At 53.2% G+C, this 19,192-nt stretch carries 23 protein-coding genes; 11 read left to right on the top strand and 12 right to left on the bottom strand.

The window, feature by feature from the left end; genetic code table 11:
• Window positions 1-201: 201 nt before the first annotated feature.
• Together ACVB80_RS19865 and ACVB80_RS19860 are read left to right on the top strand one after the other, a co-directional pair.
• A complete protein-coding gene (locus ACVB80_RS19865; protein WP_481083021.1) occupies window positions 202-1,368 on the top strand; it encodes a DUF2066 domain-containing protein in 1,167 nt (388 codons plus the stop codon).
• Window positions 1,369-1,820: 452 nt separating this feature from the next.
• Window positions 1,821-3,452, top strand: a complete 1,632-nt coding sequence (locus ACVB80_RS19860; RefSeq protein ID WP_481083020.1) for a methyl-accepting chemotaxis protein — start codon at window positions 1,821-1,823, stop codon at window positions 3,450-3,452.
• Window positions 3,453-3,497: 45 nt separating this feature from the next.
• Here ACVB80_RS19860 and ACVB80_RS19855 read toward each other — a convergent pair whose 3' ends face one another.
• From ACVB80_RS19855 to bepA, 4 genes are read right to left on the bottom strand one after another with little or no spacing between them, the layout of a single operon-like run.
• The gene (locus ACVB80_RS19855; protein WP_481083019.1) at window positions 3,498-3,917 is read right to left on the bottom strand and encodes a DUF2069 domain-containing protein; all 420 of its coding nucleotides are present in this window, start codon (window positions 3,915-3,917) and stop codon (window positions 3,498-3,500) included.
• Window positions 3,918-3,919: 2 nt separating this feature from the next.
• Complete coding sequence (locus ACVB80_RS19850; RefSeq protein WP_481083018.1) at window positions 3,920-4,486, bottom strand: flavodoxin family protein; 567 nt, start codon at window positions 4,484-4,486, stop codon at window positions 3,920-3,922.
• Window positions 4,483-4,827, bottom strand: coding sequence for an arsenate reductase (glutaredoxin) (gene arsC, locus ACVB80_RS19845; RefSeq protein ID WP_481083017.1), 345 nt, complete (start codon window positions 4,825-4,827; stop codon window positions 4,483-4,485). Before arsC ends, ACVB80_RS19850 begins: the two co-directional genes overlap by 4 nt.
• 26 nt (window positions 4,828-4,853) lie before the next feature.
• Window positions 4,854-6,311, bottom strand: a complete 1,458-nt coding sequence (bepA, locus tag ACVB80_RS19840) for a beta-barrel assembly-enhancing protease (protein WP_481083016.1) — start codon at window positions 6,309-6,311, stop codon at window positions 4,854-4,856.
• 213 nt (window positions 6,312-6,524) lie between these two features.
• On the opposite strand from bepA, the gene ACVB80_RS19835 reads away from it, so the two are divergent.
• Both ACVB80_RS19835 and ACVB80_RS19830 read left to right on the top strand, forming a co-directional pair.
• Window positions 6,525-6,758, top strand: a complete 234-nt coding sequence (locus tag ACVB80_RS19835; RefSeq protein WP_481083015.1) for a sulfurtransferase TusA family protein — start codon at window positions 6,525-6,527, stop codon at window positions 6,756-6,758.
• Window positions 6,751-7,827 carry an AI-2E family transporter gene (locus ACVB80_RS19830; RefSeq protein ID WP_481083014.1) on the top strand — a complete coding sequence of 359 codons (1,077 nt, stop codon included), beginning with the start codon at window positions 6,751-6,753 and terminating at the stop codon, window positions 7,825-7,827. Before ACVB80_RS19835 ends, ACVB80_RS19830 begins: the two co-directional genes overlap by 8 nt.
• 53 nt (window positions 7,828-7,880) lie before the next feature.
• On the opposite strand, the gene bcp is transcribed toward ACVB80_RS19830, so the two are convergent.
• Window positions 7,881-8,351, bottom strand: a complete 471-nt coding sequence (gene bcp, locus ACVB80_RS19825; RefSeq protein ID WP_481083013.1) for a thioredoxin-dependent thiol peroxidase — start codon at window positions 8,349-8,351, stop codon at window positions 7,881-7,883.
• Window positions 8,352-8,366: 15 nt separating this feature from the next.
• The gene (locus tag ACVB80_RS19820) at window positions 8,367-8,912 is read right to left on the bottom strand and encodes a glycine cleavage system transcriptional repressor (RefSeq protein WP_481083055.1); all 546 of its coding nucleotides are present in this window, start codon (window positions 8,910-8,912) and stop codon (window positions 8,367-8,369) included.
• A gap of 243 nt (window positions 8,913-9,155) precedes the next feature.
• On the opposite strand from ACVB80_RS19820, the gene dapA reads away from it, so the two are divergent.
• Together dapA and bamC are read left to right on the top strand one after the other, a co-directional pair.
• Window positions 9,156-10,034 carry a 4-hydroxy-tetrahydrodipicolinate synthase gene (dapA, locus tag ACVB80_RS19815; protein WP_481083012.1) on the top strand — a complete coding sequence of 293 codons (879 nt, stop codon included), beginning with the start codon at window positions 9,156-9,158 and terminating at the stop codon, window positions 10,032-10,034.
• 73 nt (window positions 10,035-10,107) lie between these two features.
• Window positions 10,108-11,145: an outer membrane protein assembly factor BamC gene (gene bamC / locus ACVB80_RS19810; RefSeq protein WP_481083011.1), complete on the top strand. Its 1,038-nt coding sequence runs from the start codon at window positions 10,108-10,110 to the stop codon at window positions 11,143-11,145.
• Between the two features lie 73 nt (window positions 11,146-11,218).
• On the opposite strand, the gene ACVB80_RS19805 is transcribed toward bamC, so the two are convergent.
• From ACVB80_RS19805 to ACVB80_RS19790, 4 genes are read right to left on the bottom strand one after another with little or no spacing between them, the layout of a single operon-like run.
• Window positions 11,219-11,413, bottom strand: a complete 195-nt coding sequence (locus ACVB80_RS19805; RefSeq protein ID WP_481083010.1) for a DUF2897 family protein — start codon at window positions 11,411-11,413, stop codon at window positions 11,219-11,221.
• On the bottom strand, window positions 11,410-12,090 hold the full coding sequence (locus ACVB80_RS19800) for a M15 family metallopeptidase (protein ID WP_481083009.1): 681 nt from the start codon (window positions 12,088-12,090) through the stop codon (window positions 11,410-11,412). The genes ACVB80_RS19805 and ACVB80_RS19800 overlap by 4 nt, the downstream gene beginning before the upstream one ends.
• A complete protein-coding gene (gene dapE, locus ACVB80_RS19795) occupies window positions 12,080-13,222 on the bottom strand; it encodes a succinyl-diaminopimelate desuccinylase (protein WP_481083008.1) in 1,143 nt (380 codons plus the stop codon). The genes ACVB80_RS19800 and dapE overlap by 11 nt, the downstream gene beginning before the upstream one ends.
• 15 nt (window positions 13,223-13,237) lie before the next feature.
• Entirely contained in the window at window positions 13,238-13,585 is a 348-nt protein-coding gene (locus ACVB80_RS19790) for an ArsC family reductase (RefSeq protein ID WP_481083007.1), read from the bottom strand.
• Between the two features lie 244 nt (window positions 13,586-13,829).
• Here ACVB80_RS19790 and ACVB80_RS19785 point away from each other — a divergent pair, with 244 nt between their 5' ends.
• Window positions 13,830-14,111: a winged helix-turn-helix domain-containing protein gene (locus tag ACVB80_RS19785; protein ID WP_481083006.1), complete on the top strand. Its 282-nt coding sequence runs from the start codon at window positions 13,830-13,832 to the stop codon at window positions 14,109-14,111.
• 101 nt (window positions 14,112-14,212) lie between these two features.
• Here the strand turns inward: ACVB80_RS19785 and ACVB80_RS19780 are convergent, their stop codons facing one another.
• Both ACVB80_RS19780 and ACVB80_RS19775 read right to left on the bottom strand, forming a co-directional pair.
• The gene (locus ACVB80_RS19780) at window positions 14,213-14,566 is read right to left on the bottom strand and encodes a DUF4156 domain-containing protein (RefSeq protein ID WP_481083005.1); all 354 of its coding nucleotides are present in this window, start codon (window positions 14,564-14,566) and stop codon (window positions 14,213-14,215) included.
• A complete protein-coding gene (locus tag ACVB80_RS19775; RefSeq protein WP_481083004.1) occupies window positions 14,566-14,913 on the bottom strand; it encodes a DUF2956 domain-containing protein in 348 nt (115 codons plus the stop codon). Before ACVB80_RS19775 ends, ACVB80_RS19780 begins: the two co-directional genes overlap by 1 nt.
• A 61-nt stretch (window positions 14,914-14,974) precedes the next feature.
• Here ACVB80_RS19775 and ACVB80_RS19770 point away from each other — a divergent pair, with 61 nt between their 5' ends.
• From ACVB80_RS19770 to ACVB80_RS19755, 4 genes are all read left to right on the top strand, one after another.
• Window positions 14,975-15,433 carry a DUF2919 domain-containing protein gene (locus tag ACVB80_RS19770; RefSeq protein ID WP_481083003.1) on the top strand — a complete coding sequence of 153 codons (459 nt, stop codon included), beginning with the start codon at window positions 14,975-14,977 and terminating at the stop codon, window positions 15,431-15,433.
• 35 nt (window positions 15,434-15,468) lie between these two features.
• Window positions 15,469-16,371: a Dyp-type peroxidase gene (locus ACVB80_RS19765; protein ID WP_481083002.1), complete on the top strand. Its 903-nt coding sequence runs from the start codon at window positions 15,469-15,471 to the stop codon at window positions 16,369-16,371.
• A gap of 118 nt (window positions 16,372-16,489) precedes the next feature.
• Window positions 16,490-17,623, top strand: coding sequence for a flagellin (locus tag ACVB80_RS19760; protein WP_481083001.1), 1,134 nt, complete (start codon window positions 16,490-16,492; stop codon window positions 17,621-17,623).
• 428 nt (window positions 17,624-18,051) lie between these two features.
• Complete coding sequence (locus tag ACVB80_RS19755) at window positions 18,052-19,185, top strand: flagellin (protein ID WP_481083000.1); 1,134 nt, start codon at window positions 18,052-18,054, stop codon at window positions 19,183-19,185.
• The last annotated feature ends 7 nt before the right edge of the window (window positions 19,186-19,192 follow it).

Here is a 19,192-nt window from a genome sequence, read left to right as displayed (position 1 = left end):
CTTTGTCAGAGCTGCTGCTTTTGTGGGCAGGTTCTGAACATGAATGAAGCGGATGAAAACCAGGGACGGTTTTTGTTAGTACCACCTCTTTTGGTGCAGGTCAGCCAGGTGTTAAAGCTGGTCGGGTACGCGCCGCTTTACTTGCCCCTGCCTGGATACTTGCTTATCATCAGAGGTTCAATTACAAGAGGTAAGCGTTTTATGAAGCGAGTTTTGGCCGGGTTGTTGTGTGCGCTGGCGATGCCAGGGTATGCGATGACCAAAGTGGATGTTTTCTCAACCGAAATTGTTTTGAGCGATGAGAAGAATGCCGAGACCCTGGCGCAGAGCGAAGGTCTTGAGCAGGTGCTGGTGAAAGCATCCGGCTCACAGCAGGTAAAAGAGAACCCGGTGGTGGGCAAGGCACTGCGTAACAGTGGTCAGTATCTGACTCAGATCAGCAGCAGTCAGCACGATGGTCAGCCGAGCCTGAAACTCAGCTTCAACTCCCGTCAGGTTCAGTCTCTGCTGACTCAGGCAGGACTGCCATACTGGTCACCGGTGCGTGCCAATATTCTGGTGTGGATGGTGGAAGAAGACCGCTACCAGCGTCAGATTGCCTGGGAGCAGGCCGGTTTGCGTTCAGTAGCATCGCTGCGGCAACTGGCTGAGCAACGTGGCCTGCCGTTGACTATTCCGGTCGGTGATATTGAAGACGTGACCTCGATTTCCGCGCCGGATCTGTGGGGCGGTTTTGTAGCGCCTTTGAGTCAGGCCAGCAGTCGCTACCCGGTAGATGCCGTTCTGGTTTTGCGGGTACAGCACCGCCAGAGCAGCAGTTCAGTACGCTGGACACTCTATGATCAAAAACCAGAGCGTATTGCCAGCGAGCAGGCAACGCCACTGACCGGACAGGCGTCCGGCGCGCTGGTCACTGCGTTCGAGCAGGTGGTGGATGAAGTCACCAATCACTATGCAGACAAAAGCGCGGTGAAAGTCTCTGATACCTCAACCCAGAGCGTGATGGCCCGTTTTGTGGAAGTGAACAATGCCAATGATTTCTTTGGTCTGGAGTCCCTGCTGAAAGGGCTGAACTCGGTCGCTTCCGTAGACGTGATAAAAATCCAGGGTAACAGCGTGCAGTTCCGTATCCACCTGCTGGCTCCTCAGGCAGACTTTGAGCGTGAGCTGGGTAACTTTAATCAGCTGAAAGCGATCGAAGCCCAGTGGATGCCGGAGCCGGCAGAAGAAGTCGCGCCAGAGACGACGCTTCCTCCTGAGTCAGGTGAGGCGTTGCAGGCAACAGAGGGTACAGAAGTGCTGACAGAACCACAGCCACAGCAGACAGAGCCGGTTCAGCCGGAACTGCTGTATGAGTGGCTGAGATAAATTTTATTTATTTTTGCTTTCAAAGCCTTCGCTGAATATATGCGAAGGCTTTTTTTATTGGCGCAATATAGTGTATTCGTCGACCAGTACTCAAATATCACCGTGCTCTCATTAAGAGAAAGCTAATTATTATGACTTTGTGGGCTTGGTAATGGATTTATTATTTGTGTAAATAATATATGTTGAAATCATTATACAGTAGATGTTAATTATCTGAGTTGAATATCATTTGGTTGCAAGTGCTAGTGTGTTCATATCTAATCATTCTTCGGATCTTTATAATTCCGGTTGATAAGACGTCTTGCAAATAAGCTATAAAACTTCCCTCAGCCACCGTTCATACCTGATATAGGGTGATACCAGCTAATGGTGGCTTTTGTCCCAATTTCAACGTGTTTGCTCAGCCCAATTGGGGGCAAAGCTTACAGTGTAAAATCTTAGGCAGTTACCAAATGAATATTAAAGATATAAGCATAAGGAAAAAGTTCGCGATTGTTTTTGGCGTGATAGGTATTGCTATCGTTCTGCAGATCCTGTTTTTGGTCTCTCACATTAATCAGATCAAAGCCTCTTTTGATGAGTTTGCAGCTGAAACCGTGCCGAGTGTTATGCTAGTTAAGAATACCCAGCTGAATATTATTGTGATGCGTAAAGATCAGTTCTCTTTGTTGCCAAACATGGAGCATCCGGAGCTGATGAACTGGCTGGAAGGGATCCGCAAAGTCGGGCGTGAGGTTCAGGGCCAGCTGGATGAGTACCGTGAGGGGCTTTGGGATGATCGTGACCGGGCCGCTTTTGAAAAAACAGAGCAGGCGTGGAGTGCGTTTCTGACGAAAAGCCACGGTTTTGAACAGGCCATTGAACAGCGTAATGTAGTGAAAGCCAATGAGATCGTTCTGGGCAGCTTTGATACTTACAGCGCGGTGCTTGATGCCCTGCAGGAGCTTGGTGAGCTAAATCAGACTTATATTGATGAAGATCAGCAGCGTATTGATTCACGGGTGGATCAGGCTATTTACTACAGCTTCGCCGGTATCGCAGGCCAGATCGTGTTTATGCTGGTGATGGGAGCCATCCTGAGCCGTCAGATTTGCAACCCTCTTGATTTGGTAATAGCGATGGCTCGCAGTATCGCTGGTGGTGATCTGACTCATAAGCTTCAGCGCAATCAGATTCATAATGACGAGCTGGGCTCACTGGCCGATGCCTGTGTGGCGATGCAGTCCAAACTGCAACAGATCGTTGAACAAATCTCCAGTTCTGCCACTCAGCTTGCGGCGTCTATTGAGGAAGTGAGCGCGGTCTCTGAACAGACTTCTCAGGGAATGCATGAGCAGCAAAATCAGCTGAACCTGGTGGCGACAGCGATGAATCAGATGCAGGCAACGGTCAACGAAGTGGCGAACAGTACAGAAGATGCATCGACGTCGGCGAGCAGTGCGTCCGGTGATGCAGAAAATGGTTCGGGAGTTGTGCAAAGCAGTATCTCTACGATTCAGAAAGCCCAAACGGTGATTGAAGAGACAGGCACGATGGTTGCTGAACTTGAGCAGGACTCTGGCAACATAAGCGTTGTGGTGGATGTCATTCAGAACATCGCAGAGCAGACTAACCTTCTGGCGCTGAATGCGGCGATTGAAGCTGCGCGTGCTGGTGAGCAGGGACGTGGTTTTGCAGTGGTGGCCGACGAAGTTCGTGCTCTTGCCGGTAAGACTCAGTCGTCGACGGAAGAGATCGTCACGATTATTGAGCAGCTCCAGTCCCGCGCCAAACGTGCCGTGGAGGCGACTACCAATAGTTGTGAGTTAATCAACAGCTGTGTGGAGCAGACAGAAAAAGCAGGCCACAGCATCAATCAGATCGGGTCATCAGTCCACGACATCGCAAATATGAACATTCAGATTGCCAGTGCCTGCAGTGAGCAGAATTCGGTGACCGAAGAGTTGCAGCGCAATGTTGAACAGATCAATCAGTTTTCTGCCGAAGTAGCCACCGGTTCGCAGCAGACGGCGCAGGCGTGCGTCGAGCTGAGCCAGCTGGCGGCGGGTATGCAGGATATTATTCGTCAGTTCAGAATCGCCTGATGTAACTGAGTGGAGAAACAGCGGCCCAGGCCGCTGTTTTTTTGTTTAATCGGATTTTCCGAACCGTTCTTTTTCCTGCTTTTCGGTTTCAGACAGTTTCTTCAGCTTCAGGCCCAGTTCCTGACCCCGGTATCTGGCATAAAGGGTGTTACCGGTAAAGGCCAGTGATACCAGCACCAGCTCCACCGCAGCCAGCCAGCGCTCGCCTTCATCCACGTAAAGCAGCGTCAGGGAGTGGAGGAAGTAGATCATCAACACGAAGTTGGCCCAGGCGTGGGTATAGGCCCGTCCTGCGAGAATGCCCGGCAGGGGCAGCAGTAGCGGGATACTCCAGGCGATCGCCAGGGTCCATGGGTTCAGGTGCGGGTGGGGAGAAAGCTCCGCCTGCCACAGCATCACCCAGGCCAGCAGGGCCAGATTTCCGGTCAGGGCCAGATAGCGGTATCGTGTTGAAAGCCGGTTCATAGTTACTCCTTAACTTTTAATGCGCAGCGAGCCAGTCGTTGCCCAAGGGCAAAGGCAAGCTGTCCGGATTCGCTTTGAGTGCTCAGTTTGCCGGGAGTGACATGACCAGCACCGTAAGGACTGCCACCAGCCCGGGTAGTATGCAGGGCTGGCTCGGAATAGGGGATGCCCATCACCATCATGCCATGATGGAACAGGGGCAGCATCATGCTGTGCAGGGTGGACTCCTGTCCGCCATGCAGGGTAGAAGATGAGGTGAAAACCGCAGCAGGTTTGTCGATAAGGTCACCCGCCAGCCACTGGGGGCTGGTCTGGTCCCAGAAGTGTTTCATTGGGGCGGCCATATTGCCAAACCAGACCGGGCTGCCGAGCGCCAGACCATCACACTCGCGAAGGTCGTCCGGGCCAGCGATGAGTTCATCAGGTTCGTCGCCTGGTTCAAATCCGGCTACGGTCCGCAACCGGGCCTGGCAGCCTTCCACCGATTCAATGCCACGGGCGATTTGCCGGGCCAGTGCCTGCGTCGCCCCGTGACGGCTGTAGTAGAGCACCAGCAGGGTACAACTCATAGAATATCGAGTACCTGCTCTGGCGGACGGCCAAGGCGGGCCGTACCATTACTGATAACCACCGGACGTTCGATCAGTTTTGGTGTAGCAACCATAGCATCAAACAGCTGCTCATCACTGGCATCCGCCAGACCCTGCTCTTTGTATTCCGCTTCTTTGACCCGCATCATCTGACGCACATTATCGAAACCCAGCAGTTCAAACACACTTTTAAGCTGGGCAGTGGTCAGTGGAGTCTCCAGGTAGCGGATAACTTCCGGTGTAATGCCTTTTTCTTCCAGCAGCGCCAGGGTTTGGCGGCTTTTGGAACAGCGGGGGTTGTGGTAAATCACAACAGACATGACTTTCTCCTAGTTTTTATCTTTGTTTAGTTCTGCAGGGCCATAAACCGGTCGCGCTGGATGCTGAGCTGATCCACCCGCGCGTCGTATCTGGCCTGTTTCAGGCTGCCAAGCTCAGCCATCTGACTGGCCTGACTGTAGTTTTTAATTGCATGGCCCCAGTTGGCACGCAGGGCGTAAATCTCGCCCCTTGCCGCCAGCTCTTCATCCTGAACACCGCTCTGCTGCCAGGCCTGAGCCAGAATTGACCAGCCGTTGATGTCTTCCGGGTGGTCATGGGTGTAGCGCTGCAGGGTCTGAATCGCTTTTCTGGACTGATCGCTTTCAACCAGCAGGTTGGCGTAGTTGATGGTCAGTACCGGATTGCCAGGTTTTTTGTCCAGCGCTTTTTCCAGCATGCTGATGCCTTTATCGAACTCTTTTTTGTACAGGTAAAGATCTGACATGGCATCGAGGTAGAAGTCATTACGCGGGTCAGAAGCCAGCAGTTCGGTCAGAATCGTTTCTGCTTTATCGAGCTGTTTGGTATCCAGATAAGTCAGCGCCATACCGTAGCGGTAGGTGGGCGCCAGTTCTTTGGAGGCTTTTTTCAGTTTACGCTCCATCCAGTCACGTGCAGCTTCGCTTTCCAGTCCGGCGTGACGGGCAACGACCCGGGCTTTGGCCAGGTGGAACTCAACCGACGGTCCAAGCCGCCACGGCGGGTAGCTTTGTGCCCTGGCGCGGGAGTCGGTGATCCGGTCTTCCGGCAGGGGGTGGGTCAACAGCATTGGCGGTGGCTTACTGGCGTAGCGGAACTCATCGGCCAGTCGGCCGAAAAAGCGTGGCATGGCGTGTGGGTCAAACCCAGCTTTGGCCAGAGTAACAATACCGAAGCGGTCAGCTTCTTTCTCATTGGAACGGGTGTAATTGATTTGTCCCTGAATAGCACCGGCCTGAGTCGCCGTGATGGCAGCAATACCAGCCTGCGGGTTGGCCACGGCCAGCAGAAGCGAGCCGACCAGTGCAGCCATAGTAGCCGGAGAGCGTTTGGCCTGCTCTTCCATTGCGCGGGCGAGGTGGCGCTGGGTGACGTGGGCAATTTCGTGAGCCACCACCGAAGCCAGTTCACTTTCGCTGCGGGCGTGCAGGAACAGCCCGCTGTGCAGCGCCACATAGCCACCGAAGAACGCAAAAGCGTTGATAGCCCGGTCCTGGATCATAAAGAAACGAAACGGGGTTTTTACATCGTTGGCGTGAGCGACCAGCTGGTGGCCAAGGGTGCTAATATATTCATTAAGGACCGGATCATGCACGATAGGCTGTCCGGCCCGCAGCATACGCATGTAGGCATCGCCGTAAATCAGCTCCTGATCTATAGTCAGGGTGGAAGCGGCGGCCGTTCCGATTTCAGGCAGCTCGTAACGGCTGTCCTGGGCATAAGTGGGCATGGCCATCAGTGTGGCGAGACACAAACAGAGAGTAGAGCGGGTTTGTTTTAGCATGCGTGTTTTGATTACTCGGTTCGGATTACTGTATCTTTGGACTGTTTTGTGTGAAATAGGTTTCGCACAAACCGTTCTGATGATACGGGTTATAGCTAAACTTCTGACTAGCTTACCCAAAATCAATCCCAATGCGAGTGAATTTAACCAAATATTTACCTGTTGACCCCGAAATGGTGTCAGAATGATGTCAGGTTGTGACCGGAACCAATAATGACTGAACTGAGCCTGGATTTAACGGCGCAGCGCTGCCCGATGAGTCTGCTGCTGATGAAAAGAGAAGTGACCAAACTGAGCGCGGACCAGCGCCTGACGATTATCGTTTCCGATCCGGCCTCGTTGCGTGATATGTTACGCTACCTGGGCCAACACCCGTATTCATTTCGTGTTGAACAGCAACACCCGCTATCGCTTTTAATTGTAGAGAGACTGCCTGCTCATGTTTGATATGCTCAGCAGCTGGTACCGGCGCCGATTTTCTGATCCGCACGCGGTCAGCCTGGTTGCCATTCTGGTTTTTGGTTTTGCAACGATTTACTTTTTCGGCAACCTGATTGCGCCTTTGCTGGTGGCTATCGTGCTTGCTTATCTGCTTGAATGGCCGGTCTCTCAGCTGACCCGTTTGGGGCTTCCGCGCAGCTTTGCGGTGCCTCTGGTAGTGATGCTGTTTCTCGGCCTCGCTCTGCTGGCCGTGTTTGGTCTGGTTCCGACCATCGTTAATCAGGTTGGGAATCTGATTAACGATATCCCGAATATGTATAACGGGCTGCAGAAGTTTATTGCCACCATTCCGGAGCGCTACCCGGAGCTGGCCAACATGCACCTTGTTGAGACCATCGCATCCAACGCCAAAAATAAAGTGCTGACCCTGGGTGAGAACGTGGTTAAGGGCTCGCTGACATCTCTGGTCAGCCTGGCTGCCCTGGCGGTCTACCTGATCCTGGTGCCGCTGCTGGTGTTCTTCCTGCTGAAAGACAAGCAGGAGATGCTGTCAATTGCCAGTGGTATCCTGCCGAAGAATCGCCGTCTGGCGACCAAAGTATGGCGCGAGATGAACCAGCAGATTTCCAATTATATCCGCGGTAAGGTGATGGAAATTCTGATCGTGGGCGGGGTCAGTTATGTGACTTTTGCCATTTTGGATTTGCGTTACTCTGTGCTGCTGGCGGTGGCGGTTGGTCTGTCTGTTCTGATCCCGTATATCGGCGCGGCTGCCGTAACGGTGCCTGTGGCCATCGTGGGTCTGTTCCAGTGGGGACTGGGTTCGGACTTTTACTGGCTGCTGTTTGCCTACGGTATTATCCAGGCGCTGGATGGCAACGTGCTGGTACCTATTCTGTTCTCGGAAGCGGTGAACCTGCACCCGGTGGCGATCATTGTTGCAGTGCTGGTATTTGGTGGCATGTGGGGATTCTGGGGCGTGTTCTTTGCCATTCCTCTGGCCACCCTGGTTAAAGCGGTATTTAACGCCCTGCCGGATGTTGAGCCAGTCAAAACGCCGCCACCTGAAGTGTGACAGAGACAAAAAAAAGAGACTGCCAGCTGGCAGTCTCTTTTTTTTGTCTGTGGTTAAGCGTCCTGGCTCAGGTAATCCAGTACCACCTCATGGTGTGTCTTTGTTTTAAACTTATTGAATACCTGCTCAATCACGCCGTTTTCATCGATCAGGAAGCTGATACGATGCAGGCCGTCGTAGATTTTACCCATGAACTTTTTCTCGCCCCACACACCGAACTGATCCGCGACCGCGTGGTCTTCATCTGACAGCAGGGTGAAGTTGAGCTGGTCACGTTCGATAAATTTACCCAGGCGTTTTACCGGGTCAATGCTGACGCCCAGTACCACTACGTTGTGCTTATCCAGCTCGGCTTTAATGTCGCGCAGACCCTGGGCCTGTACGGTGCAGCCTGGTGTCATGGCTTTTGGGTAGAAGTAAAACAGTACCTTCTTTCCGGCAAAGTCGGAGAGGGAGACGCTGTTTCCGTCCTGATCGGGCAGGGAGAACGCCGGAGCGGGCGTGCCTGCGGTAAGTGTGTTCATTGAACTGTCCTTTTTTTATGGCTGACTTTTTTTAATAAAATTCAGATTTCCCTGTACGTTGAGCTCGCTGCACAGGGCCTGAAAATCTTCTTCCAGCTGCATCAGGTTACAGTCGCTGTCGACCTGAGCGGCGATGGAGATATAGAACTGGTCGGTGGATTTGCCGGCTTCCTCTTTATCAATGGTCTGGGCACTGAGTGTGGAGAGGCCGATGTTGCGGCCGGCAAAAAAAGAAGTGAAATGCTCAGTCAGGCCTGGTTTGTCTTCGGATTCGACAAACGCTTCAGCGCGGTAGCTGTAGTCGTTTTCCTGATGCGTGCGGGTACGCTTCATCACCGTTAGCAGATCCTGCTGCTGGCCGAGCAGGGGCAGGGTGCTTTCAACCCGTGTCAGGGCGTTGTTGCTGCCGGAGAGCAGCATGATCAGGGTAAACTCGCTGCCGAAATTGGCGATACGGCTGTCAACGATGTTGCAACCCGACTCGGTTACCAGATGAGTGATTTGGTTACTGATCCCCGGGCGGTCCGTGCCGACAGCGGTGATCACCAGATGATTGAGCATTTCCATTGATTCTTCACAGCAGTGTTTTCTGGCATGGTAGCACACTGACCAAATCGCGGTGAACAAAGCAGCGGAAATTTCACGGCCTGAGTATGAAAAGTGATGCTTTTTATCCTTTGGCGCTCAATAGTATGGATAACTTCCAATTATTGACAAGACTTTGTCAACTAAGGGCAGTACAGGCCTTGTTTTATTAAACCCTGTTACAGTACCATGCAGGAATTGAGAAAAAAGGAGATAGACATGTTTTCAGGAAGCTTGGTTGCGCTGGTAACCCCTTTTAATGCTGAAGGCGAGGTGGATTACGATAGCCTGAAAAAACTGGTTGAGTATCATGTCGCTGCAGGAACAGATGGAATTGTTGCTGTTGGGACCACCGGAGAGTCAGCGACTCTGACGGTTGAAGAGCACGTTAAAGTTGTGCAGAAAACGGTGGAATACGCACAAGACCGCGTTCCGGTTATTGCGGGTACGGGCGCCAATGCGACCCATGAAGCGGTAACCTTCAGTCGTTTGCTGCGTGGCTCGGGTATTGCCGGTTGTCTCAGTGTCACTCCGTACTACAACAAGCCGACCCAGGAAGGTATGTATCAGCACTACAAAGCCATCGCAGAAGTGAGCGATGTGCCGGTGATCCTGTACAACGTTCCTGGCCGTACCGGTGTCGATATGCAGCCTGAGACTGTAGCCCGTCTGGCGAAGCTGGATAAGATTGTGGCGCTGAAAGATGCGACCGGCGATCTGGCACGGGTTTCAATTCACCGTGAACTTTGCGGCGAAGATTTTATCTTACTAAGTGGTGACGATGCGACCGGGCTTGAATTTGTTAAGCTTGGTGGTCAGGGCGTGATTTCGGTGACCGCGAACGTAGCGGCGGCGGACATGGCAAAAATGTTCAAACTGGCGCTGAATGGCGAGTTTGAAGCCGCGCAGCAGATTGACCAGCGTCTGATGTCACTGCACAAGGATCTGTTTATCGAATCCAGCCCGAGCCCGGTGAAATGGGTGGCGCATGAGCTGGGTCTGATCGCCCATGGCGGCCTGCGTCTGCCTCTGCTAGAGCTGTCGGAAGGTGCAAGACCTGCACTGCGTCAGGCGATGACAGACGCGCAACTGATCTGATGGAAAACCGGGGCAGTAACACTGTCCCGGTCAGAATCCGGCCTGGCCGGATAAAAGTAAACTAGGAGTACCAATGAAGTTTTCTGCTCAGCTAGTGGCCAGCTCACTGGCTGTTTTCGTTCTCAGCGCATGCAGCAGCGCGCCGGCGGAGAGACGCCAGGCCAAAGACGATTTTCAATATCTTGAGACCCCGGCGCTTAAGGCTCTGGCGCTGCCTCAGGGCGCAACGCCTCAGTTCTACCCTGATTACGATATCCCTGCCGGGGACTATAAAGGTGAGATCGGTGCCGGTGTGGATATTCGTCCGCCTCAGCAGGTGCTTGAGCTTATTCCGGGTGCGCGCACCGAGCTGCAAAACCAGGAAGTGACGCTGTGGCTGATCAAACAGGAAGACGCAGACAAGCTGTGGCAGACCGCGATGGATATTCTGGAAGACCGCCAGATCTCCCTGCGTGAGCAGAGCGACAATCGTGTGGAAACGGATTGGGTGAGCTGGACTTCTGATGACGAAGACGCTGAAATCGGCAGCCGTTATCTGCTGGAGCGTTTTGAGGCCAACCGCCGTTTTGGCTTTAAGCTGACGCTGATCGACTGGCGTGAAGGCGGTAAGACCATGCCTGTCTCTTCGGTGGATAAAGAGCGTTACAACATTCTGATGACCAACCTGGTGATGTCGGCTTACGACCAGCGTATCCGCGATGAAGCGGCGCTGCGTGCCCAGGATTTGGTGAAGCATATTCCGGTGACCCTGGGTAAAGACCGCAGCGGTCTGCCGGTGATTATTGCCCGTGCGCCGTTTAGCGTATTGTGGCAGCGCCTGCCTGAATTGTTGCCGGCAATGGGCTTTACCATTGAAGAGCGCAACCAGTCTCAGGGCGTGGTGAAGGTGACCTACAGCGAGCCGGACAGCGAGTTCTGGCAGAGTGTAGGCGTGAAGCCTTATGACCTGAGCGGCAAGAAGTACACTTTCCTGATCGGTGATCTGGATAACCGGACTTCGATTAACATCACTGATTCGTCTGATAAGCCGGTAACGGAAGCCGTTCTTGCTGAGATGGCGCCGGTGCTGGCTAAAATGGCCAGAGACCACGCTGAAAAAGAAGATAAGTAACCGTTTAAGGTGATGAGAAAGGGACGCATGATGCGTCCCTTTTTAATGCTCTTATTTTACGCTGTGTTCAGGCTTACTCTTTGCGTTTTTCTTTGTCGCGATACGCATCCAGCTGTTTGTCCAGCGCATTGAGCCGGTCGAGATCTTTTTCTCTTTTACCGGGCTCAAATTTCATTTTGGCGGTGTACTTCAGTGCCGCGATATTGCCCACCACTACCGCAACCACTATGGTGATGATCACCCAGGGATTGGTCAGCCATTCCATCATAATGCAGCTCCCGTATTGGTAATAAAGCGCGTATAGATATTAGGCAGCATTTTCTCCACCGCGTCCAGTCCTGCGATGGGATCACGGCGCAGGGCTGTGGTCAGTATCTCAGGAGTCAGGGCGGTAAGGGCCGGGCCAGAGACTGGTGCGTAGCTGATATGCCACGGCTCAGGGGCAACACCGCCCCGATCCCGGTCATAAGGGAAAAAGAAGCCCAGCTCTGGCATGGCCTGACGCAGCCACTGGTAAAATGCCTGCTGGTGGCCTTCCAGGTATTCCCAGGGTTCCAGCATCAGTTTGACGCCTTCTGGCAGGCAGTTTTTGGCGCAGAGGTCAAAATCACACCCCCAGTGGTGGCGGCTGGCACCGGGCAGGGCCGACCAGCGCAGGATTGCGGTGATCTTTTCACTGTCACTGAGGAGGCTGGTATCGAGTGGCTGGCTGTTTGAGTCGAGCACCGGACGTGCGCCGCTGAACTTGGCATTCCAGATCGCGGCCTGGCGCTGATAGTCCCGAAACCCGCTGACGATGGCAAGCTCAAACCCCGCTTTGGCGGCACGCTCTGTCAGTGTGGCGAGCGCGGCGTGGGCATCCGGGTGAGCCAGGATCTCCTGCCCGCCGAGTGTCAGCGGGCGAAGGTGTGAGCGGGTCTGACCGCACAGGGCATCAGGCGTCATTGGTCAGCAGCTTCTCCAGCACTTTCTGATACATGTCGGTCAGTTTTTCAAGATCAGCCACGTTAACGCACTCGTTCACTTTGTGAATGGTGGCATTCACCGGACCAAGCTCGATCACCTGTCCGCCCATACGGGCGATAAAGCGGCCATCTGAGGTACCGCCGGTGGTCAGCAGTTCCGGTTTCTGGTGGTTAATGTCTTCTACTGCGGCGACCACCGCATCGAGCAGTTCACCGGTTCCGGTCAGGAATGGGTTGCCGTTCAGGATCCAGTCCAGCTCGTAGTCAAAACCGTAAGAGTCCAGGGTTGAATGTACCCGGCGTTTTATCTCTTCAAAGGTCAGCTCGGTGCTGAAGCGGAAGTTAAACTGAACGTTGAACTCGCCCGGGATCACATTGCTGGCACCGGTACCGGCGTGCAGGTTCGGGATCTGGAAACTGGTTGGCGGGAAGAACTCGTTACCCTCATCCCATTTGGTGGCAGCCAGTTCGGCCAGCGCAGACAGGGAGAGGTGAACAGGGTTGACCGCCAGATGTGGATAGGCCACGTGTCCCTGCACCCCTTTGACTTTCAGCTCTCCGGTCAGCGAACCGCGGCGGCCGTTTTTAACTACGTCACCCACGTGATGGGTGCTCGATGGTTCGCCGACAATACACATATCGATTAGCTCATCACGCTCCATCAGGGTATCGACCACCCGGGTGGTGCCATTGATAAACGGGCCTTCCTCGTCTGAGGTGATCAGAAAGCCAATCGAGCCCTGATGATCCGGGTTTTCCTCAATGAAGCGCTCGACGGCAACCAGCATACACGCCAGTGAGCCTTTCATATCTGCCGCGCCGCGTCCGTGCAGGTGGCCGTCAATGATGGTGGGTTCAAACGGCGGGGTATGCCAAAGCGACTCATCACCGGCAGGCACTACATCGGTATGCCCGGCAAAAGCGAACAGCGGTGCCTGGGTACCGCGGCGGGCCCACAGGTTGGTGGTGTCTTCAAATACCATCACCTCGATTGCAAAACCGAGGGCTTTTAAGCGTTCAATCATCATTGGCTGGCATCCGGCGTCTTCCGGTGTGACTGAGCGGCGGCTGATAAGGTCTTTAGCCAGTGCTAAAACCGGGCTGTCTGTCATCCTTGAATATCCTTATTACTGAAAAATTTGGGTGTACTGTTCGGGTTTAAAACCCAGGTGCAGCTTACCGTCCACCGCCAGGATCGGGCGTTTGATCATGGCCGGGTGTTCGGTCAGCAGTGAAATGGCGTTTTGTGCGTTCAGGTTCTCTTTTTGTTCCTGAGTAAGGCCACGGTAGGTGGTTCCGCGTTTGTTGAGCACCTGCTCCCAGCCAAGCTGATCGCAGAACCGGCTTACCAGGTTTGTATCGATGCCCTGCTTGCGGTAGTCGTGAAAGTCATACTCAATACCGGCACCCTCAAGCCATTTTTTGGCTTTTTTAATCGTGTCACAGTTGGGAATGCCGTACATAGTGATGGCCATAATAAATCCTTTGAAAGCGTTTTTTGTAATTGTGACATTCATCCTATCAGTTTATCTCCGGGGAGCAAGGCGCAAAGCCGGAAGAGACAAAATGAAGTAAATTTACAAACTTTGATACAAAACTATTTGGATTTGTCGCCATTTGGACTCAATACGGGCGGGAAAGTGATCAAATTTGATCAAACGCAACACCTGTTTTGTCAGAACGGAAATAATGGGCGTAGCACAGCTTTAGGAGGTATCAATGGAGTTGAATCCTGTGTTTGCAAGGCGCCTGTATTTAGCCTTGCTGGTCGAGAGCCTTGAAAGACCAAATGTCCCTAAGTTAATTGAAAGAACAGGCTGGCCACGCCGGACCATTCAGGATGTGATCAAAGCCCTGCCGGGGCTGGGTATCGAACTGATGTTTATTCAGGACGGCCGCCGTCACAACGACGGTTACTACCAGCTGTCTGACTGGGGACCTTTCGACAGCCAATGGGTGATGGATCGGGAAAAGGAGATCGCTTCGACGCTGGGTTTCTAGGGCGTCGGCTGTCAAATTGAACATCCGGATAATAAAAGCCAGCAGTGATGCTGGCTTTTTGTTTATCTGGTGCTTGTGCTGTTTATAACTGCCTGGGCCGCTTATGGTTGTTTGTGCGTTTCACAGCGCCAGGCGCTGGCGAGCAGGGTGACTGAGGTAACAAAGTAGTGGGGCGGGTGAACCACCAGGGTATTGGCTCCGGCTTCCAGCGCTTTGTTTTTCAGTTCGTTCACCGCGCCCTGTACCATGGCATCGTTACTGTAAAACAGATAGGTGTACCAGTGGCCTTCACTGCCGGTCAGTTCGGTGATGTATTCGCACTGATTCCACTGCAGCTGCTCCGGGCTGAGAACGCTGATCTGGCGGGCATCTTCATTGGTGCGGTTTACCGGCGTCGAACAGCCCGCAAGCAACAGAGGTGCCAGCAGCATGGCTCCGGTACAAAGCGCTTTCATCACGCACCGCCGTTCAGAATAAAGGCGGCAAAGCCAGCCCAGCTCAGTGCGAGCAGAATCCAGGCCAGTTTTGACTGACGGCATTCCACGGTCGATTCGGTCATCTCTGCATCTGCTGACAGCGTATCTGCGGCCTGCTGCTTGAGCCTGCGCTCTTTCTTTTTGGCTTTGTCGGCCTGGCGCTGACGCTCTTTTTGCTGCTTCTTGTATTGGGCGATCCCTTTTTCGATACCCTGAGCGATCAGTTTGGTCTGCTCTTTGGTCTGGCCGGGTTTTTGGGTCGCTTTGGCAATTTTCATCGCTTCGGTCTGGGTTTCCGCCGAAGGCTGCACTTTTTTCTGTTTCATGGATGCAGTATGTTGTTTAAAGACCGGATCAGAGTAACACTATTTAGTAAATGAGGTAAGCGTGCGTTATCCTATAGAGCAGTATGATAAACATGGATTTTTAAAGCCCCCGGTCTGGCTGTGGCTTGGCTGGTTTTTGCTTGCCAAGGCCTGGGTTGTCTTCGTGATCGCCGGGGTCAGCCGTGAATCGGGCAGCCGCCTGCTGGAAATGATCTATCCTGTACGTGAGTCACTCTATCTCGGGCTGGTAATGGGTCTGCCGGCGATAGCCATGATGTGGCTGATAGGCCTGCGTCATCCGGATCGCATGTGGGTGAACCGGATTATGGCTACTGCCCGCGGGATTTCAATGGGCCTGGTGGTATTGCAGCTTGGCCAGACTGTCTGGCAGATTATGAAGTCCCAGCACCAGTTCAGCTGGCCGCTGGCGCTGACTGCAGCCGGGCTGATGTGGTATCTGCTGTTTTTGTATAAAAGCAAACGGGTGAAAACCTGTTTATCGATGCAAGCTTTAAAGTAAGAAAACCTGATATTAATAATAAATGTGAGAATGTTATGTCGAAGTCACAACCTGCAATAGTCGCGGATGCGGGCCCGTTTGCCCTGTATGTGCTGCTGAAAGTTAACGCCAATCACGGCCAGGTACTGGAGCGCCTGCAGGCTCTGCCGGAAATGGTGGAAATGCTTAACCACCATCAGCCTCAGGCTGACCTGAAACTGAGTGTGGCCTTTGGTCACGGTTTCTGGCAGCAGACTGACCAGCCAATGCCAGGGGAGCTGACCGCGTTTCCTGAGCTGGGCGAGGGTGACGCTCATGCTCCGTCTACTGAAGCGGATGTTCTGATCCACTGCCACTCCCACCGCCATGACCTGCATTTTTACCTGCTGCGTAAACTGATGGTTGAGATTGAAGAAGACGTGACAGTGGTGGATGAGACCTATGGCTACCGCTACCTGGACAGCCGTGATATGACTGACTTTATCGACGGCACCGAAAACCCTCAGGGTGAGCAGCGCGCTGAAGTGGCACTGATTAACGACGGCCCGCTGGCGGGTGGTTCTTATGTGATGGTGCAGCGCTTTGTCCATCAGCTGCCGGCCTGGAACCGCATGGCGGTTGAGAAGCAGGAAAAGATCATCGGCCGTACCAAGCCGGACTCGATTGAACTTGATGATGTGCCAAAGGATTCGCACGTAGGCCGGGTGGATATCAAAGAAGAGGGCAAAGGGCTGAAGATTGTTCGTCACAGCCTGCCTTATGGCAGCGTATCCGGTGAGCATGGCCTGCTGTTTATCGCTTACTGTCAGACCCGTCATAACTTTACTGCCATGCTGGAGAGTATGTACGGCGTGACCGACGGCACCACGGACGCCCTGCTGCGCTTTACCCGTGCGGTGACTGGTGCTTACTTCTTCTCGCCGTCAGCTGAAATGCTGAAAGCGATGAAAATCGCATAAGAAACAAATGTTTGAATCATAGCCCGCCTCTGCGGGCTATTTTTTTGCCAAAAATCGCTAAAGTTTGGCCGTTGTTGGCCGAAAAACAGGCGATACCTCAGACTATGCATGAGAAAGAATGGCAGTTACTGTTAACACCAATGTGTCGGCCCTGGTCGCGCAGCGCAATCTTGGCGTGGCGACTCAGGCACTGAACCAGTCTCTGGAGCGGCTTGCTTCAGGGAGCCGGATCAACAGTGCCAAAGATGACGCCGCCGGCCTGCAGATCTCCAACCGCCTGGAAACCCAGATGCGCGGTCTGGATGTCGCTGTGCGTAACGCCAATGATGGTATCTCTATTATGCAGACCGCTGAAGGGGCGATGAAAGAGAGCACCAATATTCTCCAGCGGATGCGGGATCTTTCCCTGCAGTCGGCAAACGGTTCGAACAGTTCGGCAGAGCGTCAGGCGCTGCAGGAGGAGTTTACCGCACTCAATGATGAGCTGAACCGGATCGCTGAGACCACCTCTTTTGGTGGCCGGCGTCTGCTGAACGGAACTTACGGCAACGCCTCTTTCCAGATAGGTGCCAGTGCCGGTGAGGCGGTAACGGTAGGGCTGAACAGCATGCGCTCTGATACGCTGTCGATGGGCGGTTTCAGTTACATTGCCCAGGGCATGGCGGACAAGAGCTGGCAGGTCAGTCCCACGGCGACGGAATTTACCATCAGCTACACCAACCGGCGTGGTGAGGCAGTCAGCCTGTCCATTGATGCCAAAGCCGGGGATGACATTGAAGAGCTGGCGACCTATATCAATGGTCAGACGGATAAAGTTTCTGCCTCGGTGAATGATAAAGGCCAGCTGCAGATCTTTGTTTCCGGTGATGAAGCGGCCACAGACCTGGCATTCAGCGGCGTGCTGGCAGACTCGCTGAGTATGACCGGCCCTGTGATGGAAACCGTCGACAGTATCAGGATCACCGATGTGGGTGGCGCGCAGCGTGCAGTGTCTGTGATTGACCAGGCGCTGAAATACGTCGACAGTAACCGGGCAGAGCTTGGTGCGTATCAGAACCGTTTTGATCACGCGATCAATAACCTCGATAACATCAATGAAAACCTGGCCGCCTCCAACAGCCGGATTAAAGACACGGACTTTGCCCGCGAGTCGGTGCAAATGGTTAAACAGCAGATCCTGCAACAGGTCAGCACTACTATTCTCGCTCAGGCCAAACAGGCCCCCAACCTGGCGCTGACGCTGCTCGGTTGACCTCCATCCTCCAGTTTCGTATCAATACGTTCTTTACCCTGCTTTTTGATCAGGAGTGTCATATTTAACACTTTTCTTACGTCTTATGATCGGCTCGCATAGCAGAAGAGATAAAAAGTGCGTTTTTTTTGCACACCAGAAGTGAAGGGGATGTGATAAGAGAAATGACCTGAAAGGCTTTATTTGCGGGGCCTGAATAGCAGGCAAGCATGCTGTATCGGCATCGTTTTCCCTGACTTTAGAAAAAAATCATCAATTACGTCTGTTTGAATGAAAACTGTCCACTTAAACCGCTAAAGAGAATTTTTTCTCAAAAAAAACTAAAGGATTTCGCCCTGCTGACGTTACTAAAAGCATCATAAACGAATCAACTTGGTTTTCCGCAGTGGCGGAAGCCGCAGTACGGAAAATCAGATTGGAGTAACACCATGGGCATGACAGTAAATACCAACGTTTCAGCGATGACGGCACAGCGCCACCTTAACAACGCGGCAAACGACCTGAACACATCAATGGAGCGCCTGTCATCAGGCTTCAAAATCAACAGTGCGAAAGATGACGCAGCAGGCCTGCAGATCTCCAACCGCCTGAACGTACAAAGCCGTGGCCTGGATGTTGCTGTGCGCAACGCCAACGACGGTATCTCTATCGCACAGACCGCTGAAGGTGCGATGAACGAAACCACCAACATCCTGCAGCGTATGCGTGACCTGTCGCTTCAGTCTGCTAACGGTTCGAACTCAAAATCAGAGCGTGTCGCTATCCAGGAAGAGGTAACGGCGCTGAATGACGAACTGAACCGTATCGCAGAGACGACTTCTTTTGGTGGTAACAAGCTGCTGAACGGCACTTACGGTACCAACTCGTTCCAGATCGGTGCGGATAACGGTGAAGCCGTGATGCTGACCCTGAAAGACATGCGCAGTGATAACGCGCAAATGGGTGGCACCAGCTACCAGGCGGCGAACGGTAAAGACAAGGACTGGACTGTACAGGCCGGTACCAGCGAAATCACCATGGCGTTTACCGATGTGGATGGCCAGGCGCAGAGCATCACTGTGAATGCCAAAGAGGGTGATGATATCGAAGAGCTGGCGACTTACATCAACGGTCAGACCGATATGGTGAAAGCGTCTGTCAATGAAGATGGCCAGTTGCAGGTGTTTGGCGGCAACAACAAGATCAGCGGTGATGTGACCTTCAGCGGCGCACTGGCGACTGACCTTGGTATGGCGAAAAACGGTGATGTGACCGTTGATACCATTGACGTAACCTCAGTAGGTGGTGCTCAGGAATCTGTGGCTATCATCGATGCGGCGCTGAAGTATGTGGACAGCCACCGTGCAGAGCTGGGTGCGTTCCAGAACCGTTTCAACCACGCGATCAGCAACCTGGATAACATCAATGAGAACGTGAACGCCTCGAAGAGCCGTATCAAAGATACTGACTTTGCGAAAGAAACCACCTCGATGACCAAGTCTCAGATCCTGCAGCAGGCATCGACCTCGATTCTGGCTCAGGCGAAGCAGGCACCAAACGCAGCGATGAGCCTGCTGGGTTAACGACTCC

Source organism: Vibrio sp. 9-16B-A1, from assembly GCF_056726165.1.
This window is presented reverse-complemented; position numbering and strand designations above follow the sequence as displayed.

Excerpts from the sequence above, each read along its gene's own strand:
- ACVB80_RS19865 (WP_481083021.1), top strand. The coding sequence starts at position 202 with ATGAAGCGAGTTTTGGCCGGGTTGTTGTGTGCGCTGGCGATGCCAGGG.
- ACVB80_RS19860 (WP_481083020.1), top strand. The coding sequence starts at position 1,821 with ATGAATATTAAAGATATAAGCATAAGGAAAAAGTTCGCGATTGTTTTT.
- ACVB80_RS19855 (WP_481083019.1), bottom strand. The coding sequence starts at position 3,917 with ATGAACCGGCTTTCAACACGATACCGCTATCTGGCCCTGACCGGAAAT.
- ACVB80_RS19850 (WP_481083018.1), bottom strand. The coding sequence starts at position 4,486 with ATGAGTTGTACCCTGCTGGTGCTCTACTACAGCCGTCACGGGGCGACG.
- arsC (WP_481083017.1), bottom strand. The coding sequence starts at position 4,827 with ATGTCTGTTGTGATTTACCACAACCCCCGCTGTTCCAAAAGCCGCCAA.
- bepA (WP_481083016.1), bottom strand. The coding sequence starts at position 6,311 with ATGCTAAAACAAACCCGCTCTACTCTCTGTTTGTGTCTCGCCACACTG.
- ACVB80_RS19835 (WP_481083015.1), top strand. The coding sequence starts at position 6,525 with ATGACTGAACTGAGCCTGGATTTAACGGCGCAGCGCTGCCCGATGAGT.
- ACVB80_RS19830 (WP_481083014.1), top strand. The coding sequence starts at position 6,751 with ATGTTTGATATGCTCAGCAGCTGGTACCGGCGCCGATTTTCTGATCCG.
- bcp (WP_481083013.1), bottom strand. The coding sequence starts at position 8,351 with ATGAACACACTTACCGCAGGCACGCCCGCTCCGGCGTTCTCCCTGCCC.
- ACVB80_RS19820 (WP_481083055.1), bottom strand. The coding sequence starts at position 8,912 with ATGCTCAATCATCTGGTGATCACCGCTGTCGGCACGGACCGCCCGGGG.
- dapA (WP_481083012.1), top strand. The coding sequence starts at position 9,156 with ATGTTTTCAGGAAGCTTGGTTGCGCTGGTAACCCCTTTTAATGCTGAA.
- bamC (WP_481083011.1), top strand. The coding sequence starts at position 10,108 with ATGAAGTTTTCTGCTCAGCTAGTGGCCAGCTCACTGGCTGTTTTCGTT.
- ACVB80_RS19805 (WP_481083010.1), bottom strand. The coding sequence starts at position 11,413 with ATGATGGAATGGCTGACCAATCCCTGGGTGATCATCACCATAGTGGTT.
- ACVB80_RS19800 (WP_481083009.1), bottom strand. The coding sequence starts at position 12,090 with ATGACGCCTGATGCCCTGTGCGGTCAGACCCGCTCACACCTTCGCCCG.
- dapE (WP_481083008.1), bottom strand. The coding sequence starts at position 13,222 with ATGACAGACAGCCCGGTTTTAGCACTGGCTAAAGACCTTATCAGCCGC.
- ACVB80_RS19790 (WP_481083007.1), bottom strand. The coding sequence starts at position 13,585 with ATGGCCATCACTATGTACGGCATTCCCAACTGTGACACGATTAAAAAA.
- ACVB80_RS19785 (WP_481083006.1), top strand. The coding sequence starts at position 13,830 with ATGGAGTTGAATCCTGTGTTTGCAAGGCGCCTGTATTTAGCCTTGCTG.
- ACVB80_RS19780 (WP_481083005.1), bottom strand. The coding sequence starts at position 14,566 with ATGAAAGCGCTTTGTACCGGAGCCATGCTGCTGGCACCTCTGTTGCTT.
- ACVB80_RS19775 (WP_481083004.1), bottom strand. The coding sequence starts at position 14,913 with ATGAAACAGAAAAAAGTGCAGCCTTCGGCGGAAACCCAGACCGAAGCG.
- ACVB80_RS19765 (WP_481083002.1), top strand. The coding sequence starts at position 15,469 with ATGTCGAAGTCACAACCTGCAATAGTCGCGGATGCGGGCCCGTTTGCC.
- ACVB80_RS19760 (WP_481083001.1), top strand. The coding sequence starts at position 16,490 with ATGGCAGTTACTGTTAACACCAATGTGTCGGCCCTGGTCGCGCAGCGC.
- ACVB80_RS19755 (WP_481083000.1), top strand. The coding sequence starts at position 18,052 with ATGGGCATGACAGTAAATACCAACGTTTCAGCGATGACGGCACAGCGC.